The organism is Mucilaginibacter sp. SG538B, from assembly GCF_013376065.1.
In the GTDB taxonomy this organism is placed as follows: domain Bacteria; phylum Bacteroidota; class Bacteroidia; order Sphingobacteriales; family Sphingobacteriaceae; genus Mucilaginibacter; species Mucilaginibacter rubeus.
This window is the reverse complement of record NZ_JABMJI010000001.1, coordinates 2,121,121-2,142,696: the sequence shown is the minus strand read 5'-3', so window position 1 is coordinate 2,142,696 and position 21,576 is coordinate 2,121,121. Positions and strand designations below refer to the sequence as shown.

General features: G+C 41.1%; 11 protein-coding genes. 2 read left to right on the top strand and 9 right to left on the bottom strand.

What is annotated here, in order from left to right; translation table 11 throughout:
• Positions 1–33: 33 nt before the first annotated feature.
• Both FHW88_RS08550 and FHW88_RS08545 read right to left on the bottom strand, forming a co-directional pair.
• On the bottom strand, positions 34–351 hold the full coding sequence (locus tag FHW88_RS08550; protein WP_176624624.1) for a hypothetical protein: 318 nt from the start codon (positions 349–351) through the stop codon (positions 34–36).
• Between the two features lie 95 nt (positions 352–446).
• Entirely contained in the window at positions 447–1,598 is a 1,152-nt protein-coding gene (locus FHW88_RS08545; RefSeq protein ID WP_176624622.1) for a glycoside hydrolase family 130 protein, read from the bottom strand.
• A 189-nt stretch (positions 1,599–1,787) separates the two neighbouring features.
• Here FHW88_RS08545 and treA point away from each other — a divergent pair, with 189 nt between their 5' ends.
• The gene (gene treA / locus FHW88_RS08540; RefSeq protein WP_176624620.1) at positions 1,788–3,380 is read left to right on the top strand and encodes an alpha,alpha-trehalase TreA; all 1,593 of its coding nucleotides are present in this window, start codon (positions 1,788–1,790) and stop codon (positions 3,378–3,380) included.
• Positions 3,381–3,513: 133 nt separating this feature from the next.
• Here treA and FHW88_RS08535 read toward each other — a convergent pair whose 3' ends face one another.
• On the bottom strand, positions 3,514–5,553 hold the full coding sequence (locus FHW88_RS08535) for a glycoside hydrolase family 65 protein (RefSeq protein ID WP_255485232.1): 2,040 nt from the start codon (positions 5,551–5,553) through the stop codon (positions 3,514–3,516).
• A gap of 31 nt (positions 5,554–5,584) precedes the next feature.
• Positions 5,585–6,913 carry a vanadium-dependent haloperoxidase gene (locus tag FHW88_RS08530; RefSeq protein WP_176624618.1) on the bottom strand — a complete coding sequence of 443 codons (1,329 nt, stop codon included), beginning with the start codon at positions 6,911–6,913 and terminating at the stop codon, positions 5,585–5,587.
• Between the two features lie 245 nt (positions 6,914–7,158).
• On the opposite strand from FHW88_RS08530, the gene FHW88_RS08525 reads away from it, so the two are divergent.
• Positions 7,159–8,088, top strand: a complete 930-nt coding sequence (locus tag FHW88_RS08525) for a hypothetical protein (protein WP_176624616.1) — start codon at positions 7,159–7,161, stop codon at positions 8,086–8,088.
• A 7-nt stretch (positions 8,089–8,095) separates the two neighbouring features.
• Here FHW88_RS08525 and FHW88_RS08520 read toward each other — a convergent pair whose 3' ends face one another.
• The 5 genes from FHW88_RS08520 to FHW88_RS08500 form a co-directional block, all read right to left on the bottom strand.
• Positions 8,096–11,443, bottom strand: coding sequence for an FG-GAP repeat domain-containing protein (locus FHW88_RS08520; RefSeq protein WP_176624615.1), 3,348 nt, complete (start codon positions 11,441–11,443; stop codon positions 8,096–8,098).
• Positions 11,430–14,732, bottom strand: a complete 3,303-nt coding sequence (locus FHW88_RS08515) for a VCBS repeat-containing protein (RefSeq protein ID WP_176624614.1) — start codon at positions 14,730–14,732, stop codon at positions 11,430–11,432. The genes FHW88_RS08520 and FHW88_RS08515 overlap by 14 nt, the downstream gene beginning before the upstream one ends.
• A gap of 70 nt (positions 14,733–14,802) precedes the next feature.
• Positions 14,803–16,344 carry a RagB/SusD family nutrient uptake outer membrane protein gene (locus tag FHW88_RS08510; protein ID WP_176624612.1) on the bottom strand — a complete coding sequence of 514 codons (1,542 nt, stop codon included), beginning with the start codon at positions 16,342–16,344 and terminating at the stop codon, positions 14,803–14,805.
• A gap of 10 nt (positions 16,345–16,354) precedes the next feature.
• A complete protein-coding gene (locus tag FHW88_RS08505) occupies positions 16,355–19,396 on the bottom strand; it encodes a SusC/RagA family TonB-linked outer membrane protein (RefSeq protein ID WP_176624610.1) in 3,042 nt (1,013 codons plus the stop codon).
• Positions 19,397–19,904: 508 nt separating this feature from the next.
• Positions 19,905–21,515 carry a DUF6377 domain-containing protein gene (locus FHW88_RS08500; protein WP_176624608.1) on the bottom strand — a complete coding sequence of 537 codons (1,611 nt, stop codon included), beginning with the start codon at positions 21,513–21,515 and terminating at the stop codon, positions 19,905–19,907.
• Positions 21,516–21,576 lie beyond the last annotated feature (61 nt).

The window sequence follows — 21,576 nt, the reverse complement described above, 5'->3', positions numbered from 1 at the left end:
TTAATCCTTATTGGGCCTTCAAGCTACTCATCATTATTGCGTTTTAGATTTTCGTAATAATGCGAGAACTAAAAAAGTAACAATAGCATGAGCAACTAAGGACAGGCCAAAAGTAAACAGCAAGATGTATGATCTCCTCATCCAGGTATCAAAATAATCAAGGAAGGCTGAGCGGTTTGTACCACTATACAAGGCAGCTAAAGCAAACACAGATAAGCCGGTAAGCCAAAGCGTTAGATGCGAGTAAAAATAGCGTGATGGAATAATGCCAGCATTTGAAAACGAAGTAAATAACAAAATAACGTGAGCAATAAAAAGAATAATTGCCACTGAGATTAAGATATAAAGCATGATAAAGATTTTTAACTTGAAGATAAAACTTTAGCCGTCACAACCAAAAGTTTTACGTTGTATTTTTATCTTTAACAATAAACAAATGTCAAATACTATTCAACCGGATCAGGAGGCGCCGGTTTCGATGGATCATATACAGCTACGGCTACCCGCGAATCTGCACAACCATAGTAAAGGAACCATTTCCTTTTAAAATAAACCATTCCTTCAATAAAAACTGTTCCGTTAATATATTGACCACTTTTCTCAAAAGGTTCCATTGGCCTTAAAAAAGGAATATCAAGGCGTGTTTTGAATTTAGAAGGATCTTTTGCATCAAACAAGGCTTGCCCTGCACAGTATGAATTAGCGTTAAACCGGGTGTCCCTGCCTTCGGCGGGTTTGTTTTTGCCGTTGTAAAATAGGATTACACCGTTTTTGGTCATCAAAGCAGGCGGGCCGCACTCAGTTAAGTCACTGTCGAAATAACCATCACGCGGGGACATGAGTTCTTTCAACTCTCCTTTATTGTCAACCACCGGGGCCCAGTCTACCAGGTTTATCGATGTTGCCGCGTATACATGATGTTCGCCCCAGTACAGCCAATATTTTCCATTTGCTTTAATAATCACTTGTATACCATTAACCACCCGGGTTAATATAGAAGCTGATTTACTGGCGATATTAAAAAATTTGCCATGATAAGCTGTTTCAAATATCGGCCCGTGTTTTTTCCAATGGATAAGATCCTTTGATGTGGCCACACCTAATCTTGGCAAATCGCGGTTCCATTCTGTGTAAAAAACAACATAGGTGCCACCGGGCGTAACGGCTACGCGGGGGTCTTCACAGCCTCCGGGCCATTCGTACTTTTTAGCGATATCATTATCAGGATATAGTACCGGGGTTTTCCTTCTGCTAAACCGAATTCCATCAGCACTTTCGGCATATCCAACACGGGAAGTACGGAAGCCAATACCGATCCCGTACAGGTCCTCAGCCCGGTATAGTACTACTATTTTATTATTTTTTATGGTCGCGGCAGGGTTAAAAGTATCATTGGCTTCCCATTGCACCTGCTTTCTACTCATCGGATCAAGGAACCGGGAAACCGTATCTGGTGAGATAATAGGATTGATATTTACCGGCCGCACAAAGCCGCCAAAGGCCCAGGAAGGCAGGGTATTAACCCGCGACTGGCCATAGCATAGCTGGGTAAGTAACAACGAAAATATAATATTTCCCTTCCGTAAAAAGTTTATCATAATAAATGGCTTATGTATTTGTTTTTTTTAATTGGCCCACACCTTGATATCTATTATTTCCCTGCGATAATATCGCACAAAACCCCTGAAAACAAATCAGATATCAGTTATATTCGTTCCAAAAATAGTAAATTTATAACCTGTTATAAACCAATTACCCATCCTGCAGCAGGGTATAATTTTAGGCTGATGAGAAAACTTTTTTTACTCGCATTTTTATTCTTTGTATTTAACGCAAAATCGCAAACGCTTACGCCCCGGCAACAATTCCCGGGATTGTTTGAGGCGGTTCAAACTTCAACCATTTTCCCGGATAACAAAACTTTTGTTGACGCTGTGCCCAACCAGAATCCAGCGCTGATCATGAAGGCTTATAACGAACAGAAAGATCAACCCGGGTTTAACCTGCAGGCATTTGTATTGGCCAATTTTAATGTACCTGTATCGCACAACAATTTTCAAACGGATATATCTGCCGGTATCCGCAAACATATTGATACTTTGTGGCAGGTGTTACAACGCCGTCCGGATGAAGCAAAACCTTTTTCATCAACCCTGGCGCTGCCTAACCCTTACATTGTACCTGGCGGCAGGTTCAGGGAAATTTACTATTGGGACTCATATTTTACGATGTTAGGCTTACAGGAAAGCCATCAGGTTAAAGTGATCCGCAACATGGTCGAAAACTTTGCTTACCTCATTGATAAATATGGCTTTATACCCAACGGCAATCGAAGTTATTATCTTACCCGTTCGCAGCCGCCATTTTTTGCTATGATGGTAAACCTGTTGGCCAAAATTGAGGGAGAGAAAGTATTGGTACATTTCAGGCCGCAATTGATCAAAGAATATGAATATTGGATGCATGGATGGGAAGCTGTACAAGCCAATCAGGCTGCACACCGGGTTGTACGAATGCCGGATGGGCAGATAATGAACCGTTATTGGGACGAAAGTGATGAACCCCGCGAAGAATCATATATAAAAGATGTTAATGCCGCCAAAGAAAGCAAACAACCGGCAGCACAATTTTACCGCAACGTGCGGGCAGCGGCGGCTTCGGGTTGGGATTTCAGTACGCGCTGGTTTGATGAATCGGGTAAGTTGCCAACTATACAAACCACCGATATTATACCGGTTGATTTGAATTGCCTATTATATAACCTGGAAATGACTATTGCACGAAGTTTAAACCAACTTTCAAATGCAAAGCTTGCCAAAATGTATAGATATAGGGCAAACAGCCGCAAAAATGCTATCCTGAAATATTGCTGGAACCAAAAAACAGGCTGGTTTGATGATTACAACTGGCAGCTGAAACAACTATCTGCCGTGGAAACACTTGCAGGTGAGTTCCCTCTCGAATTTAAAATTGCCAGCGATGAGCAAGCCCGCCTTGTGGCCGACGGGCTTAAAAATAATTTCCTGAAACCCGGCGGACTGGTTACTACCCTCAACTTTTCCGGCCAGCAGTGGGATGCACCCAATGGCTGGGCCCCGCTGCAATACATAGCTATAGACGGGCTTGAAAAGTACAATTACAATACACTTGCCAAAGAAATAGCCACCCGCTGGCTTAAACTTAACATCCGGGTGTTTAAACAAACGGGCAAATTGCTTGAAAAGTATAATGTGGTTGATACCCAATTAACTGCCGGCGGTGGTGAATACCCCCTACAAGATGGTTTCGGCTGGACAAATGGGGTATTACTGCACTTAGTAAACAGGTATCATATTGATACCCAGCAATTAGAAAGGGCTCCGGCAGAAGTTCAGAACTAAGTACCTGGTAAAGCAAGTTTCAGAAGCCAGACTGACGAACTTTTTAAAACTTCGTCAGTCTTCCATTCGCCAGTTCTCTCTCTGTCAAACGCAGGAGATTTTAAAGGGCATAATGTATAAAGTTATAAAACAGTTACTTTATTGTATAAGTAGCCTTATCCATTCCCACGCCTGTAATTTTCAATGATTTCCAGTTAGCAGGCAACTTGCTTTTAACTTGTACTATACCGGTTGGTGTAATATCCAAACCCCCAAAACCCATCAGTAAGCTTTGAATAATACCACCTGCGCCTGTAGCAAAATACGGATTGGTTCCACCTTTTGTTTCGGCAATTACCCTGAATGGCGGGTTGAGGTTAGGTTCGTAAGCATCCTTAAAAAAGTGAAATGCCTTTTCGCCATTGCCCAACCGCGAGTATAATAAAGCAAAAACAGCCTGGGTCATGGCAGGCGTACCTTCGTTAGGTACACGGGTTTCATAATATTCAAGATCTTTTTTTATTTGTGCCGGATCGGTTATTGTCTTAAGCGGATAAGCTAACAGGTTAACATCAGCCTGTTTAATTCCTTCGCCTTTATAAGAAGCATGTTCGCTGGTAACGCCATTATCCAGCTTCAGGATCGGGATGTTTTGAGCAACATTTACCCAATCGGCATCGGCCTTTTCTCCCAGGATTTTGGCAGCAGCGGTAGCATTTAGCAAGTTAGCTTTCGCTGCGGCATTGGTGAAAGCATTGTTGTCAATGTTTTCGGCCCATTCATCTGCAGCAACTACGTTTTTAATATCGTAATGACCGGGTCCATTGCGTTCAACTCTGCTTGCCCAAAAATCGGCAGTGGCTGAAAGTATTGGCCAACCTTTTTCTTTTAGCCATTGTTTATCCTGGGTTACCCAATAGTAATTCCATGCGGCCAGCGCTACATCCGCAGTAATATGGTGCTCAAACGGACCGCTCAAAGCCCAAACCGGTGTTTCCTCTACCCCGCTGTCAGCGCTTTCCCAGGGGAACATCGCTCCTTTATACCCATGCGAAAAAGCATTTTTACGCGCGGCATCCAATCGTTCAAACCTGTATTCAACCATAGATTTGGCAATGTCGGGGTGTAAAACCAGCATAGCCGGATACATCCAAACATCACAATCCCAAAAAACGTGGCCATTGTAACCCAACCCCGAAAGTCCCATGGGTGAAGGTGAGTATGCTGTGCCAGCCCTCGAGAATGAATATAAATGATATAACATGCTGTGAATATCCTGCTGCGATTGATCGTCGCCTTCTATTTGGATATCGCTTGTCCACAGCTCACTCCAGGCCTTGTTATGAAATTTAATTAGCCTGTCCCGACCTTCCAATTTGGCAAAAATGGTGAGGCGTTCGGCTTCATTCAGTGGGTCGGCATGGTGTGCTGAAGTTATGGATGAACCAGTTACCGCATAATTATAAGTTTGCCCCGCAGCTATTGACTTGCTAAACTTCATAAGGTGCATGTTATTGTCCCACATTTCATGAATAATGCGCGGCTCTTGTCCATGCGGTTCATTGAATAAGAACGAAGTAGATGCACATAACTGCATTTTACCTGTAGGGCTCTTTGCTGTTGAAGTAAGCAAACTAATGGTTACATGCGGTCTGTCGATTTCGTTATAATAATTCTGCACTTCTTTGAGCGCATCGGGCGCTTCCATTACACTGGCCGATGTAATGTTGATGGCCTGTTTTGCTGTTACCGAAACATCCATCAAAACGGTAAAGGGCAGTTGCCGCAGCGAGTAATAAGTATATTTTATGGTCGCTTTATCGGCATAATCAAAGGTAGTAGTGAAGGCGGCGTGTTGCATATCCAGTTCCTGCTTAAAATTGTTAATACTTTTAGCATCGATCCGTCTGCCATCTATTTCAAAGTACATATTAAGCAGGTTAAAGCTGTTCAGGAAATTGCTTACCCGCCCCCTGCCATATAGATCATAGGCGCCGGCCAGTACTACATTTTTAACCTTGAAAGGCTCCGGTGCTGATACTATTCCAATCATCCCGTTGGCTACGGTAATTCCGTAATAGTTTGCGGGATCAATTTTGTCGGCTTTAATTTTCCATGGATCGATGCTTTGCGCCTCAGACACAGCAGGTGTTAGCAAAGCGAAAAACAAGCTCAATTTAAATATCCTGTTCAAAATCAATTATTTAATTAAAATAAATAAAATACTACTTAATTTTTAATTGTAGCTTTTTCACCACCAGTTGCCCAATCTCGGCGCCTTGTTTATTGCCCACAATACAGGCATTCTTAAAATGGATTCCTCCCATTACCCTTGACATCCCTGCTGATTTCGCGGCCGCCCGGAATGATTTAAAAGAAAGCGGATCGATCCCAAACTCCATTTCTGATGAATCTGTATATGCAAAATTATCACCGATCCTATTGGTAAGTACTTCGGCCGCGGCTGCCGAAATTACGGCATGGCCGCTACTATACTCCGGAAAGGGGGGCGTTTGAATATATGGGCGCCATTCGGCATCCATATATTTGGTAATTATGGTTTCGGGGCGAACGTAATTTGAGCGGTATTTAAGGTACCAGCAATTGATAAAGCCATCAAACAGAGCGATCGCCGTTTCGGTATAAACGCTTACTGTGGTTCCAAAATCAAACTTTTTAATTCTTGTGCCAATTGCGGTAATATTCATCCAGTGCCCTCCCGGCGAAAACTTCTTGGTCGCGAACGATGCATGGCCTACGACGTTGAGTTTAAAGGCATTATCATCCCAAAAATCGGCCTGATGTTTCTCTTCTTTGGTTAGGCTGTCAACTATTTGCTTTACTTCAAGCGCCTGTTTGTAAAAAGGACTGTTATGGTCTTTAACATTGAAAGCCGGCGGATCGGGTGGAATAAATTGAGCTGTGGAATCCAGCACCATGGGCCTGATCTCACCCCAATGGGCCTCAAGGGCCTGCGCGTACATGGGCGGCGTGGGGATCCAACGGCCATCCTGCTGTTTTACCGTGTATTTACTTGCCGACCGTGTTTGTGCATAGTGATCGCCTTTGCTCCACTTCAATATAAATTTAGCGACTTTATCAGCGTAGTTTACGGAACCTTCAAACAAAACCGACGGCATACCTGCATCTTTGGCCTTCTTTTTAAGCTCATCAACATATTGATCCATACTACCTTCCGGAAACGTTACCGCATTGCCAACTGTGCAAAAGGCAAGCAACGAAGCAAATTGGTAATCAACAGCAGTATCTTTTGACGCTTTGGGTACGGCCGGTAAGTGTTTAATTTGCCCGGCTAATGATCTAAAATGCTCAGGATCTCCGGAAGCTATAACTTCATAGGCGGCTATATTGGCATATACATAATTACGGGAAGCTGTAACCGGCGGAAAGTTATTTTCCAATACAATATCATTAAGTTTTTTAACGGTTATACGATAAAGTTCGGGATCGTGGAGTACTTTTTCATAGTAGGGCTTTTTACAGGAGGTGAATAAAAGTAATACACCGGCAAGGCAAAATAAAAAGGATCTCATAAGTTATAAAATAGGTTAAAAACCGGACAGATACACAAGGAGAAAATCTGCTGGTTTTTTGATTGATCAACAGCCAATATAGGCTTTTTTTTGTACGCTACAGCATATTTACATTAGTTTTTTAACCCGATGAGGCACTTTTTTTATTTAATAAAAAGGCAACATATTTTATAACAATATACACCTGTTAATCCACCCGATATTATTAAATTTATCACCCCGGGTATCCGTCTTTTATAAACTAAATGAAGAAGATCTTTTTTATTATACTTACCATTATTGTAATTATTGCAGCGGCTTATATTTTGCTCCCCGAAAAACCTGTTATAACCCAGGACCTGTCAATTGATACCTCCGATGTTATTGCCGGAAAATTCCTGACCACAGAAAGTGGATGGAATAAATGGTGGCCCGGCACCAAAACCGGGTACAGGCAATACAATTTTAAAGGTACAAAGATCGGTATCGATAAAATGACCAATAGCAGTACCTATCTTAAATTGAAAAAAGATAACCTGACCTTTAGCGGCAAAATAAGCTATTTTGCCGACGCCGAAGGTTCTGTCAAATTTAAATGGGATGCTGTTGATGAGAATAACACCCAATTTTTATCACGGATAACTAATTATTTCAAAACCAAAGATGCAGAAAAACTGGTTGGCGAAATTTTACTAACCCTTAAACATTTTCTTGAGGATGAAAGAAACGCATATGGCTATAGAATATACTTAAATCATGCTAAAGACACAGTTTTGCTCGTTTCAGCTAACACCTATCCGATATATCCTTCATTACAAGCAATTTATAACACCATTAAAACCCTCCAACACCAAGCTGGCAGCCAGGGGGCCAAACAAACAAATTTCCCTATGCTTAACGTCACCCAAACAGATGAGCACGAATACCAGGTAAATGTCGCCTTACCGATTAACAAAAGGATAATTCCGTTTCAAAAAACAAGTTTAAATAATATACCAAAGGGAGGCAATTTATTGGTGGCTGATGTACGTGGCGGCCAAAACACAGTCAACAATGCATTGGTACAAATGAAAATATACATGACAGATCACAGGCTGGTATCACCTGCCATGCCTTTTCAATCGCTTGTTACCGATAGGCTGGCACAAAAGGATACCTCAAAATGGATTACCAAAATATATTATCCAATATTGTGATATTACGTTATCTGCTTAATAACATTACCCGGCCATCATAGGTAACCGCAAGATAATTATTCAGATTGGTTGCCGTTTTCACTGGCGCCAGATAAGTGATTTCCTGTGAGTTGATTGCACCGTTAACATAGTATGTCGGCGTATCAAATTGTTTTTGCTGTTTGTTGTAGTGTAAGCCGGCCAGGCCGAGTGCATCGTACTTTCCTTCATAGGGCACAACACCCCAAAAGTTTCCGTTCAGCAATATATCACCATTATCATATTTTAACATCGATTTGATAGGGGCTTGCTGATAAAGATATGGCAGTGCAGTAACCGAAGTAGCATGCAATACATCACTTACAAAAACGCTATTGAATTGGTTCACGCTTAACCTGTCATTATCATCCAGTTTGTCCTTAAATACCTCAGTGGTGGTTTTATCGGCCATTTTTTGATAGCTAAGCCATTCTTTTTTAAGATATGGCAGTTCCTGCTCCAAATCATTTTTAGGACGAAACGGGTAATAGAGGCCTTTATAAAAATATGATAATATCAAATCGTTTTTGCCATCCTTGTCCAAATCGGTATTATAGGCATAAAGCGGCTGATCGGCAGTAACATTATATTTATTGTTCAACCCCCAATTGCCGGCAATAAGGTCGGCCTTGCCGTCGCCATCTATATCGCTTATTATAGCCGACTGCCACCAGCCCTTTTCCTTATCCAAAACCGGTGATGAGAAACGATTTAATTTTTTTCCATCATTCAGGAAAATGTAAACGGGCTGCCACTCGGCCGTTATCAGCAGATCGGGCTTGCCATTGTGGTCGATATCGGCAGTTGTTATACTGGTGACATATTGCAGGTCCGTGATTTGATTATATGCCTTGTCGTGACTTATTTCAAACTTTCCATTGCCTTTATTAATGAGTATTGAGGAAGGAATAGTAGCTGTATAATCCTTAAATGAAACGGCGCTGGTAAATAAAATATCGTTCAGCCCATCTCCATTAAAATCAAACAACGTAATTTTTGATGCCTGGTAATTGAGTTTTGGCAAATGTTGATCTTCAAACTGAAAATTGCCTTTATTGATATATAACCGAGGCTGTATCAATTTCTCGGTTTCCTGAAAAGGATGGTTAGCGCTGATCACGATCAAATCGGGCTTACCATCGTTATTTACATCAGCCCATGTAGCCTGCTCATCCGCAATATATTTATCCCGGTCAAATAATGACACTTTAACTTTGGTAAATCCTCCCGATTTATCACCTGCAAGTATGTATTTTTCTTCGTCGGTTATGCCTCCTACGTAAATATCATCAATGCCATCATTATTGGCATCAGCTACGGCAACTGCGGGAGTGTGCTGCAAATAAGTGTGCGGTAAAAGCGAATAATAATTAAAGTCGGGAGTATCAAAAGTTTTAACGGTGGTCAAAAGCTTTGCTTGTATAAATTTGCTGTCAAACTGTTTTTTATCGCTGATGAAAGCTTCGATAACCTTAGCTATAGGTTTACTATTTTCAACTGCTTGAGGGTTATATCTTAAAGTGGTTTTCTGACCGAGCCTAAAATCATTCACCACTTCGTAGCTATTGTCAGGCCAAACCACTAACAACGATTCTGGTTTATCGTCAGGGGCAAATGTAAAAAGCAGCTCGTTATTCAAATTACTTTCGTACGCATTGCTGGTTTGTATTTCCTGGTGATCGAGATGATGCTTTGACTTAAGGAAAAATTTAGTACCGATGCCATCACGGTTTAAAAGGTTATATTTTACAGTGTATTTAAGATAGCCCGGCTTGCTTTCTTTGCGGTTCTCCATTGTGGTATTGTTATAGATATATGCCGGTTCATCCATATTGTTGGTCACAATATCGAGATCGCCATCATTATCTAAATCAACGGCAACAGATCCTGCCGATATAGATGCTTGCTGCATATCGTTGCCGTTAGAAACATCTGTAAATTTCAATTTATCCTCACCGTGATAAAAGTAATTATGCACGCCGCCTTCGGGCATTCTGTTGATCTTGTCCTTATCAAAAACGCGATTTTGTTTATATGCCTGCATAACCATGGGGTCACCAAGATATTTCAGGTAGTCCATATCATTGAGACGGCGTTTGATACCGTTGGAGAAGAACATATCTTTCATTCCGTCCATATCAAAATCCTGTACCAGTGGCGACCATGTCCAATCCGTAGCAGAGTTCCCGCTGTACAAACTCAGGTCGACAAACTTATTGCCGTTGCCTACGTTCAATTGCATACAATTTTTTGAATATTGATAGTAATACCCGGCATTAACTTCCTGATTATAAATATCCAAAGGTTCGTCGTTGATGGTCGATCGTAACACCTTCATTTCTTCCGGAAGCATGTCGGTGCTAAGCACATCCAAATGGCCATCCTGGTTGATATCACTGATAGTATTCCCCATTGAAAAAAGACTGGTATGTCCGAACGCACTTTTCAACTCTTCCTTAAATGTGCCGTTATGCTGGTTGACATAGTAATAGTCCTGCTCAAAAAAGTCGTTACTTACATAAAGATCATCCCAGCCATCGTTATTCAAATCACCTACACTTACACCTAAGCCGTAACCAATCGGCGCTGAAAAAATGCCTGAACCCGCCGTTACATCTGTAAAGTGCCCATTGTCATTCCTGAAAAGATGATCGCCGGCATCATGGCTGTATTTAAACCTTTGGGTTGAATCGCCATAGGTATCATTGCTATGAACTGATGAGGTAAGCAGGAACATATCCAGGTCACCGTCCTTATCATAATCAAAAAAAGAAGCCTGGGTAGAAAGTCCTGCAAAATCGAGCCCGTATTTGGCCGCGCTTTCTGTAAAAGTTAAATTACCGTTATTAATGTAAAGCTGATTTTTACCTTTAAAGGTTTTATAACCTGACACCACGCTTACGTAGATATCTTTAAATCCATCGCCATTGATATCAACTACAGTTACGCCGGTTTTCCAATTCCCGGTACCTGCAACACCCGCTCTATCGGTGATGTCTTCAAACTTCATCCCTCCCTTATTAAGGTAAAGCTTGTTAGAACCCTGGTTTGATACGAAATAAAGATCGGGCAAGCCGTCGTTATTAAAATCAGCGGTAGCTATGCCGGCACCGTTGTAGAAATACAAATAATCTAAAACATTGACCGAATCGGATACTACGTTCCTGTTTTCGAAGGTCACCCCCGTTTCATTAGCTGGGAGTAATTTAAATACACCTTCTCCGGCCTTTTGGGGTTTACAAGAAGACAGGCCGACCACACCAATACAAAGAAGGATAAAGAAGTATCTCAGAATATATTTGGCAAACAGCATTAAATTGATGTTAACGTAGTTCATAAGCTTTAAGCGGTTCATCATTAATGCCAAACAGGTAATAATTTTTACCGGATGCATTTCTTATACCTAACGATGAGCGTACCTGTCCGTTTAAATTGAGGCCCGTTTTGGCAGCCGGAAAATAAGCAAACCCATTTTTTGTATATTGATAAACAAGCCCCCGATTGGCATCAAGCCGGCCGATTTCGGGTTTAAAGCCATAAAAGTTACCTCCTAATATGATCTTCACAGCTCCGGTATTATCAAAATCTGCACACAAAATAGTATTTATCATAGATAACTGTGCATCGGCAGGCAGTGGTTTACAAATAAATTTTCCGCGTTTATTAAAAAATACCGCCGAAGCCAGGAAATTCATTTGGTGCTTTTCGGCGCCATCAAGCATCTCAGCAGGAAATACCTCGTCAAATGGTTTGCCCGCATAGTCAATATAGCGCAGAAAACGTTTTTTGAAGATTGGCATCTGGCCCACTAAATCAGGTTTCATATGAAAAACATAGTTTACCCCATCACTTTTATACATGGAAGTTACACATTCTTTTGTACCGTTATTATCGAAATCCTTTACAAAAATTTCCATTGGTTGCTCAAACGAAGCCCTGAATTTTGAGTTAAGCCCGATGTTACCGCCAATAATATCAAGTGCGCCATCGCCATCCACATCAGCAATTTCAAGACTGCTCCACCAGCCTTTGTAATTAGCCAATTGTTTATCTTCAGCAAATTTTCCTTTGTTGTTTTTGAAAATCTTAATCCCCATCCAATCACCGGCAACTATCAAATCGGGCGAGCCGTTATGGTCAATATCAGCCCATTTGGCTGCTGTTACCATACCGAGCCTTGTATCCGTGCCCAATACTAATTTTGATACATCGGTAAAATGCCCGTTGCCTTCATTATGAAAAACAAATGATTGCGGCGAACATCCGTAAAGCCCGGGCATACTTCTGCCCCCAATAAAAAGGTCGGGCTTGCCATCGCCATCATAATCAGCCGAAATAATGATCGAGGCATTAACAGCTGCATGGAGTGTTCTCTCAGGGTCCCTATGAAAATTCCCTTTACCATCGTTCACAAAAAAGCGGGGATTATAGACTGGTGTTTCGGCTTCATCGGCATTACCTCCTACTCCTATAATCAGGTCCTGGTCGCCATCGCCATCAAAATCGCCAAAAACAGCCCCGGCATTTTCCAGGTATTCCTGCTTTTTAAAATCTTCGGGAATAGTTTGTTTAAACTTACCGTTCTTTTGCTGGATATAGATGCTGGCAAAGCTGTTTTTTGAACTTCCGAAATAAAAATCAGTCAGCCCGTCGCCATTAACGTCACCGGTAGCCATATAAGGATTTTCTGTCGATAACATCTGGAGCATCAGGCGCTCGTTGTCGAAATCGATAAAATCATCCTCCTTATGCTTAGGAATGCTGTCAAATATTGATTTGGTAACATCGGCGAATAGTGTTTTAACAGCAGGCTTTGTCCAGTTATATTTCAAGGCGGCATCGGTTTGCTTAACTGTGTAAACTTTATCCGCGCTTACGTTTTTTAGCAACTGATAAGTATTACCCGGCCAAATCACCTGGACCGAATCAATAGATTTGTATTTACCTATACCTATTGTAAGTAAATTGGGCGATGTGCAACTTTGAAAACCACGTGTAGGCTGATTATAGTAAATTAGCGAACTGCCCTTCATAAACACTTTTACCGTAGTACCTATTCCAAAAGTATTCAGACCTGTTCCTTTTAATTTTATTTGGATATGATGGTTCCCGTTTTTTTCGGCGTTGTTTTTAAAGATCGACACCTGGGCATTTTCGTTATTTACGATGAGGTCATTGTCCCCATCATTATCCAGATCGGCATATGACGAACCGTTACTAAACCCCGGCTTATCCAAACCAAAATCAGTTGATTTATTGGTGAAAGTAAGGTTGTGATTATTCAGATAGGCATAATTAGACAAAGGCGATGAAGCCATTTTATCAGTAAAATCTTTATAATCAAATTTTTTCCGGCCTTCGGCTATTTTGGCCATATTATCACGATTGCCTAAAAATTCAATGTAATCCTGATCGGTCAGGTCTTTATAAATACCGTTTGATACAAAAATATCTTTCCAACCATCGTTATCCATATCAAACATCAGCGCTCCCCAGCTCCAGTCGGTTGCTGCTACGCCCGAATAGAAGGCCGTTTCGGAGAACGTACCATCGCTATTACGCACCTGCAGGCAGTTTTGCATGTATTGGTTATAATAGCCGTCGCGCTGCTTGGCTTTGATCACATCGTATGATTCAAACGAGGTCATTTTTTTTAAACGCCGATCGCCTTCAGGCAGCATCTCTGTAGTAAAAATATCATACTGCCCATCGTTATTGATATCGGCAATATCTGATCCCATTGAGGCCAGGCTCAGGTGCCCCGTTTCATTTTGAATATCCTCTTTAAAAGTTCCGTTTTTTTGGTTGATATAAAGATAATCGCGCTCAAAAAAATCATTGGAGACATAGATATCAGGATATCCATCCTGGTTGATATCGGCGACAGAAACGCCTAAACCAAAACCTATATCACTTGAATATATTCCTGCTTCTTTGGTTACATTTGTAAAATGGCCGCCATCATTACGATAAAGACGGGCACCACCCAACTCATCAACAACAGCACGCAGATTTTTACTAAAATCAAACGACTCTATAGGCCTGAAAGAATTATTTAGTACAAAGCAGTCCAGATCGCCATCATTATCATAGTCGAAAAAAATGGCCTGGGTGGATAACCCATTATCTACCAGGCCATACTTTTGGGCTTCTTCCTTAAACGTACCATCGTGCTGATTAATAAACAGTTCATTACCCTTTTCGTTGCCGCGGGCATTACCACTGTGGCAAACGTAAATATCAAGCCAGCCGTCGCCATTGATATCAACCATGGTAGCTCCGGTGCTCCAGTATTTAGTTCCCTTCACCCCCGCTTTGTCAGTTATGTTTTCAAATTTCCAATTTCCCTTGTTGATATAGAGTTGATTGCCGCCCATGTTTGATGTCAGGTAAACATCATTTAACCCATCATTATTTACATCGCCAATGGCAACCCCGCCTCCATTGTAATAATTACGAAAGGTAAACACATTGGTACGGTCCTGGTCATTGAGCTGATTAGCGAAATTGATGCCGATGGCTTCATTATTTTGCTCGGTAAACAGGGTTTGTTTATTCCCCCCATTACAGGCGCAAAAAATAGTAAGGGTTAAGATAAGCAGAAACAGGGGTATTTTTGGTTGCATATACTTTACGAAAAAACAAACGTAGCGGAAATTTCCGCTACGTTCCTTTCAATCAAATAAATCTCAAATATTAATAACCTGCGTTTTGTTTAAGGTTAGGATTGGTATCAATAGCGCGTTGCGGTATAGGATACACAGTTTTGGTTTTATCTGTTTTAGCCGGACGCTGATCAACCGGATCATTAAATTTCTCAAAACGGATCAGGTCATTCCTTCTCCAGCCTTCCCAATAAAGCTCACGGCCTCTTTCGGCAAGCATGACGGTTAAATCTACTGAGGTTAAAGCCGAAGCGCCACGAGGCACACGGATCTGATTAACAAGTTGTAACGCGGTTTGACCACCTGTAGGCGTACCACCACGTAAAATAGCCTCCGCCTTTTCAAGTACTACGTCGGCATAACGTAAAATAACATAATCGTTTGATGAGTTGTCGTCATTTACGGTATTGTCGGCTTTAGGCTGAGGGAAGTATTTGAAAACCCTTATACCTTGAGCTTCGGTAGAGAAGTTAAGATTTACATCAGGAGTAAAAATCAGCGGTTTACCACTACGCTGGGTTAAGGCTTTATGACCAGGCCCGTATTGCTGCCCAACGGCAAAACCTGCCCTTAAACCAACCCTGTCTGTAAGTCCAGGATAATCTACCCCCCGGCGCTCGTCGGTATTCTCAAACGAGTTATAAAAGTCGGCGAGTGTTGTAAAACCGTTCCAACCGTCAGGGGTCTGATTATAGTGCAGACCCATCCTCCAACGGTTTTTGGCCGATGCAGGGGCTGAAGTTTCGGTGTTGTAAAAACCAAAAATATTTCCATGCGATTTTTCTGAGTTATCCCAGGCAAAATCCTGAAAATACTTACCGGCTGGCTCTAAAGTGTATCCTGCCGCAGTTACCTTATCAGCATACTCAATTACCTTATCCATATCGGCTTTGGCAAATGTAAATGGTCCACCAACCGAGGTGGCAGTATAAACAGCCTTATTAAGGTAAATTTTGGCTAATAGCGCCTCGGCTGCCGCTTTATTAGCTATCCCAATGTTGGCGGTTGTGGCAGCAAGATTTGCTTCAGCAAATTCCAGGTCTTTGATCATGAAATCTGTAGCCTCCGGGCGCTTCATAACTGTTGGTATAGACGAGGTTGGCGCATCCGGATCGCGCATCGGCTGTTGGCCGTACAAGTCAACTATCTGGAACATAAAATACGCCCTCAGGAAACTTGCCTGTGCTTTGATATTATTATCAGTAGCCTTTTTTATAACCTGTGTTGCACGGAACACACCGATATTTAACTGATCCCAGGTATCGTTAACCTGGTTATGAATAGGTGTCCAGGTATGCGTGTGCAATTTGCGCCATGTACCAAAATCGCCCCAGTCAGTACCGCGGGTTGGCCCCATCATTTCGTCTGTAGGATGCTCTTGTAAAGCGTAAGTATTTGCCTGGTCTGTTTGCCCGTATAATTGTGAGTAAACCCCGTTTAGTTCGGCTGTTGAACCCGTAGGATTATTGTTTACGTATTTTGATCCGTAAGTTTTCTCATCCAGTTTTGCGCAACCGCTTGCGATCATCAAAGCCAGGCAACAAATTGCAGCCTGTGATGTAATATTTTTCATTTTCATGTTGTTAAAAACTTGCGTTTACACCTAAAGTAAATATGCGGGCCTTAGGATACGAAGTATAATCAATACCCTTGGATGCCACATCGTTTCGTTGTTTATCTGTGTTAACTTCAGGATCCAAACCTGAATAATTTGTGATCAGGAATAAATTCTGTCCTGTAAATGATACTCTTAAAGTTTTAATCGCGTTCGATTTAATTGGGAAGGTATAACCTAAAGTAGCATTGCTTAACCTTAAAAAATCGCCTTTTTCAAGGAAACGTGTTGATACTTCGCCTGAATTAAGCGGACTTTCGTTGGTTGCAGCTACATCTTTAGTTACGTTACGACCACTAAGCAGATTGCCTTTGTAGAAAAATGCATTGGCGGTGTTGTTATAAATGTAAAAGCCTGTCGCAGCGTTAAGGAAAAAGCTAAGAGTCCAGTTTTTATAGCCAAAATTATTGGTTAAGCTGGCGGTAAATTTAGGATTAGGACTGCCTTGCAGCGAAAATGAATCTATACCCTGAGGATAAATGCCGAAGCCATTTTTATCTAAGCCGGCATAGTTTGGCATATTGAAAGTAAACAAAGGCACACCATTGGTAATAAGCTGTGCATAGGCACCTGAAAGGCCCTGCCCGTCAATATTACCGGTAACAATGTAGTTTTTAAAGTTTTTAAGCGTATTGCTAATAAAGGTCATGTTGTAGGCTACATCCCAGCTAAAATCCTTGCCTTGTACGGCGGCGAAATTTAAACCAACTTCAACGCCCTTATTTATAACATCACCATCAAGGTTTCTGTAAAGTTGCGGTGCCGCAGTAGGTTGGGGAAGATCCTGGAGGAACAACAGATCTCTGATAGATTTATTAAAATAATCTACCGAACCATTCAAACGCCCTTTGATAATGGAGAAATCCAATCCGGCTCCATAAGTGATATTGGTTTGCCATTTCAAGTCGGGGTTGTTTTGGTGCAGGGGGCCGGTTGCACTGCCGGAGAAATTTAATATCTGCCAAAGGTATTCTGAACCTAAAACAGGGATTTCCTGGTTACCGGTTTTGCCGTAGTTTAACCTTAGGCTCAAATCATCAAAGAACCCACCTTTAGGCATAAATTCCTCGTTGGTGATACGCCATTTTGCGGCTACTGCCGGGAAATTACCATATTTGTGTTTGTCTCCAAAGCGCGATGAACCGTCCCTCCTGATTGTACCGGTTAAGATATAACGGTCCTTATAAGAGTAGTTTACACGTGCAAAGTACGATTGTAGTTTATAGCTCGAGCTATCCCCAACCGGATATGGCAGGTGTGTCTTAAAATCATTATAATTTTTAACCAGCACACCCGGGGTTGACGTTCCGAATCCAAATTCGTTACGGGCAAAGTTTTTAAACGTTTGATATGAGTAACCAACCAAGCCGGTTATAGAACTACCGTCTTTCCACTTTTTATCATAATTTAAGGTATGCTCAGTGGTGTAATTCGACACCTCGTTATGAGTGATGATAGCTGTACCATTGCCAGTTGGTGAAGGGAAATTTGTTTGTCTGATACCGATTGCATCGGTAAAGCCAACAATTTTAGGATCATAAAAAGTTTTCCTAACACCTCTTGATATATCCGCACCGAAATTACCTTTGTATGAGATACCTGCAAATAATTTTAAGGTAAGTGTAAGGTTGTTCAGGTACCTGTTAATATTATCGCGGTCATCTATTTGATTTAATAATGAAACAGGGTTCCTGAAGCTGTTGCCATTTGGGTAACCTGCATCGTTATAACCATTTAAGTCAAAATATCTGCCTTGTGAATCAAACACCGGCGCAGTTGGGTTTAACTGTATTGCGGCACCAATTAAGCTTCCGTTAAAACCCGCGTTGTTGGTAACCGGCGCATACTGATTTTTTACGTTTGAATACGTAGATTGCAGATCGAACTTGAGCCTGTCGTTAAGGAAGGATTGCGAAGCATTGATACGTGCGTTTAAACGCTTCAAACCTGATTTTCTTACTATACCTTGTTGATCATCATAACCCAAAGAAGCACGAAAAGTACCAGTATTATCTTTACTGGCCCCGCCAAAGCTAAGATTATAGTTTTGTGACACCGGGCTGCGGAAAATCTGATCCTGCCAATTGGTATTACCACCATAATCAACACCGCCATCGGCAACCGGACCAGCGTTGGCACCAACTGCGGCCACCGCTTTTAAAAATGCGTCGCGGCCAAGCACATCATAGCGTTTTGCCGGAGTTGAAACACTTGTATTTGACGAGAATTGAATCCCCTGCCCTTTCCGACCTTTACGTGTGGTAATTAAAATTACACCATTTGCACCACGTGCACCGTAAATAGCGGCAGAAGACGCATCTTTCAAGACCGAGATATTTTCGATATCAGCCGGGTTTAAAAAAGCTAAGGGGTTACGTGCAGACGAGCTACCGGCACCTACGCCATAGCTGCCGCTTGTACCGCCGCTATTATCGATCGGAATACCGTCGATAACATACAAAGGCCCGTCGCCAGAGCGGATAGACCCGGCACCACGTATAGCAATTGCCGCACCTGCACCAGGCTCACCGCTGGAAGGGGTTACCTGCACACCAGAGATACGTCCCTGTAACAATTGATCAGGGGTTGAAATAACACCTTTGTTAAAATCTTTTGTACCTAAAGTAGCAACCGAACCGGTAGCATCTTTAACTTTCTGTGTACCGTAACCTATCACTACAACTTCGTTCAGTGCACGATTCGCTTCTTCCATCTGCACATCAACAGAAGTCCGACCGTTTAATGGAACAGTTGCGTTGAGGAAACCAACATAAGTAAAAGTAAGGCTCGCGGTATTTGCCGGAACGGAAATTTTGTATGATCCGTCTGTTGCTGTTATAGCGCCACCCTGGGCACCTACAGCAGTTACTACCGATACTCCTATTAAAGGGGAGCCATCTTTTTTGTCGGTTACTTTACCTGTTATTATCTTATTTTGGGCCATAGCAGGCTCCATCAAAAAGAGAAAAACAGCAAAGAAACATACGTTGAGTAAATGTTTAATTTGCATAAAACTTGAGATTTAGTTGAAATTGGTTGTTGTTTGGGTTTAGTTTTCAATCCGTAAAAGAGATCCCCAACATTTTATACGAAGTCATGCTGATATGGTTTCGGGTTATCATAATAAATAATACCCGAAGTATACGCATAATGGCCATGCAAACATCGCCCGTACCGATAGGTTAGCAGGTGAGCACAGGAAAAGGTTAACAATGACCGATCGTTTAAAAATGTAATGGTTTACAATTATTACAGGTTAAATTCTGATGCAATTTACTTATAAATAAACTCAGAAAAAGACTTATGCGTTGCGGTAAACGCGAAAAGGGCTTATTTTAATAATTTTATAATTTTTTTCGATGTTTTTTAAATTTAAAATATTGAAAAACAGATATTTATATAAAAAATGGCGACAAAAAATATAATGTTTTTTTAATCATTTATAATACTTTTTTTGCTAAAAACCCTGTAAGGTTTGGCTACTTTACAGGTTTTTTAGCATGTATCTTCAAAAAAAATCACTCGTAATCAAAAGCCTTAATATCCATAATCCGTTGTTCGAATTGATCAGGGTGCAACGATTTGGCTTTGATCCTCATTTTGTAAACATAGATTGTATTGACAGAATATTCCAATATTTTGGCAATAGTTTCATTATCAGTAATACCCATCCTTATAAGCGCGAATATGCGAAGGTCGGTATTTAATACTTCGTCCTCATCAGGCCAGATCTGATCTTTCTCGGCAAACAAGCTATTGAACACCGTAATAAAGTTAGGGAAGATCTTTAAAAAAATATGATCAAAGCTGTAATACAAGCTCTCCCTTTCTTTTTTAATATCAATATTATTTACAAAAGTATGAATGGCGTCATACTTCTTCATCGAGAGCTTGGCATCAATAGAGATTTTTAAATTTTCAAGCTTAACGATATATCCCGAAATGGCTTTAAAAAACTGCCCGATATATTCCTCTTTAATTTTTGCATCTTCAATTAGTTTCGCATTTATGTGGTTTAATTGCACATTTTTCCCTTCAATTATTGCTTCTTTAACCTTCAACTTTTTTAATTGGTTAATGATCATCAATAGAAAAAAGACAACCAGCAATGCAAGCGCAGTAATAATTAACAGGAACACCAGGAAGCGGTTTTTTTGATGCTCGGTATTATTAAGCTCGGCTGCTGCTATTAATGGTAAAATTGAAGCAATTTGTATTTTACGCTGCCGGGCTCCGTAAAAGTCGGCATCAGCTTTTGCCAATTGAATGAAACTGTAAGCATCTTTGATATTGCCCTGTTTATACAACAGTTCTGCCAGCGTATAAAGCGCAACCGTTTCACGGGTTGATGATTTGATATCGGCTATGGCAGCCCTCATCATCAAATTAAGGCCTTCCTGCCTTTCGTTATCTTCAAGACAGATTGCTCCTAACGAGCATGAGACCATTGCCCGCAAGTGCATGGAAATTGGCATATCTTTCTCCAGTAATTTTTTAAACCGTAAGCGTCCTTCTCCGTAATTCTTTTCCTGGTAATCCTTCAAACCAAGTAAATAAGTATGCATTATATGGTCGTTGCCGCAAAACGAGACCGCCGAATCAATGTATTTATTGCCGGCCTTAATATAATCGGGGCTAAAATATTTGTCATTACTGTAATTCGCCAGGTCATAATTGCACCTGCCTAAAAAGAAATAGTAATCAACTTTATCGGTATTGCTTAGGGCTTTTACATTTACTTTTCGTAAATAGTCAAAGGTTTCGTTAAACATCCCCGACGACAGGAGAATAAAAGCCATCCTTACATAACTATAATACTCCTTTGGTTTATTACCTGTTACCTTGCTTAGCGATATCATTTTATCGACATAAACATACGCTGAATCAAACTGATATGATTTGTATTCGGTGTAAAGCTTGTCCCAGGTATCAAACCGCGCATCATAATTGGTTTGCGAAAGATTTGATTGATATGCCTTTAATTTTCGGATCCTTGCTTCTTTACTGCTATCATATATATTTTTTTTTGCGATTTCAGTTTTTAATTCTTCGAGTAAGGTATTAGGATCAGTGAATGCATTTGCCGAAAGAATAATTAATGAAAAAAACAAACAGAAGATATATTTCATTTTTGTTATAACGGTTTTTAAATAGCATACCGATCCGATGATTAATCAAACACACAATTTC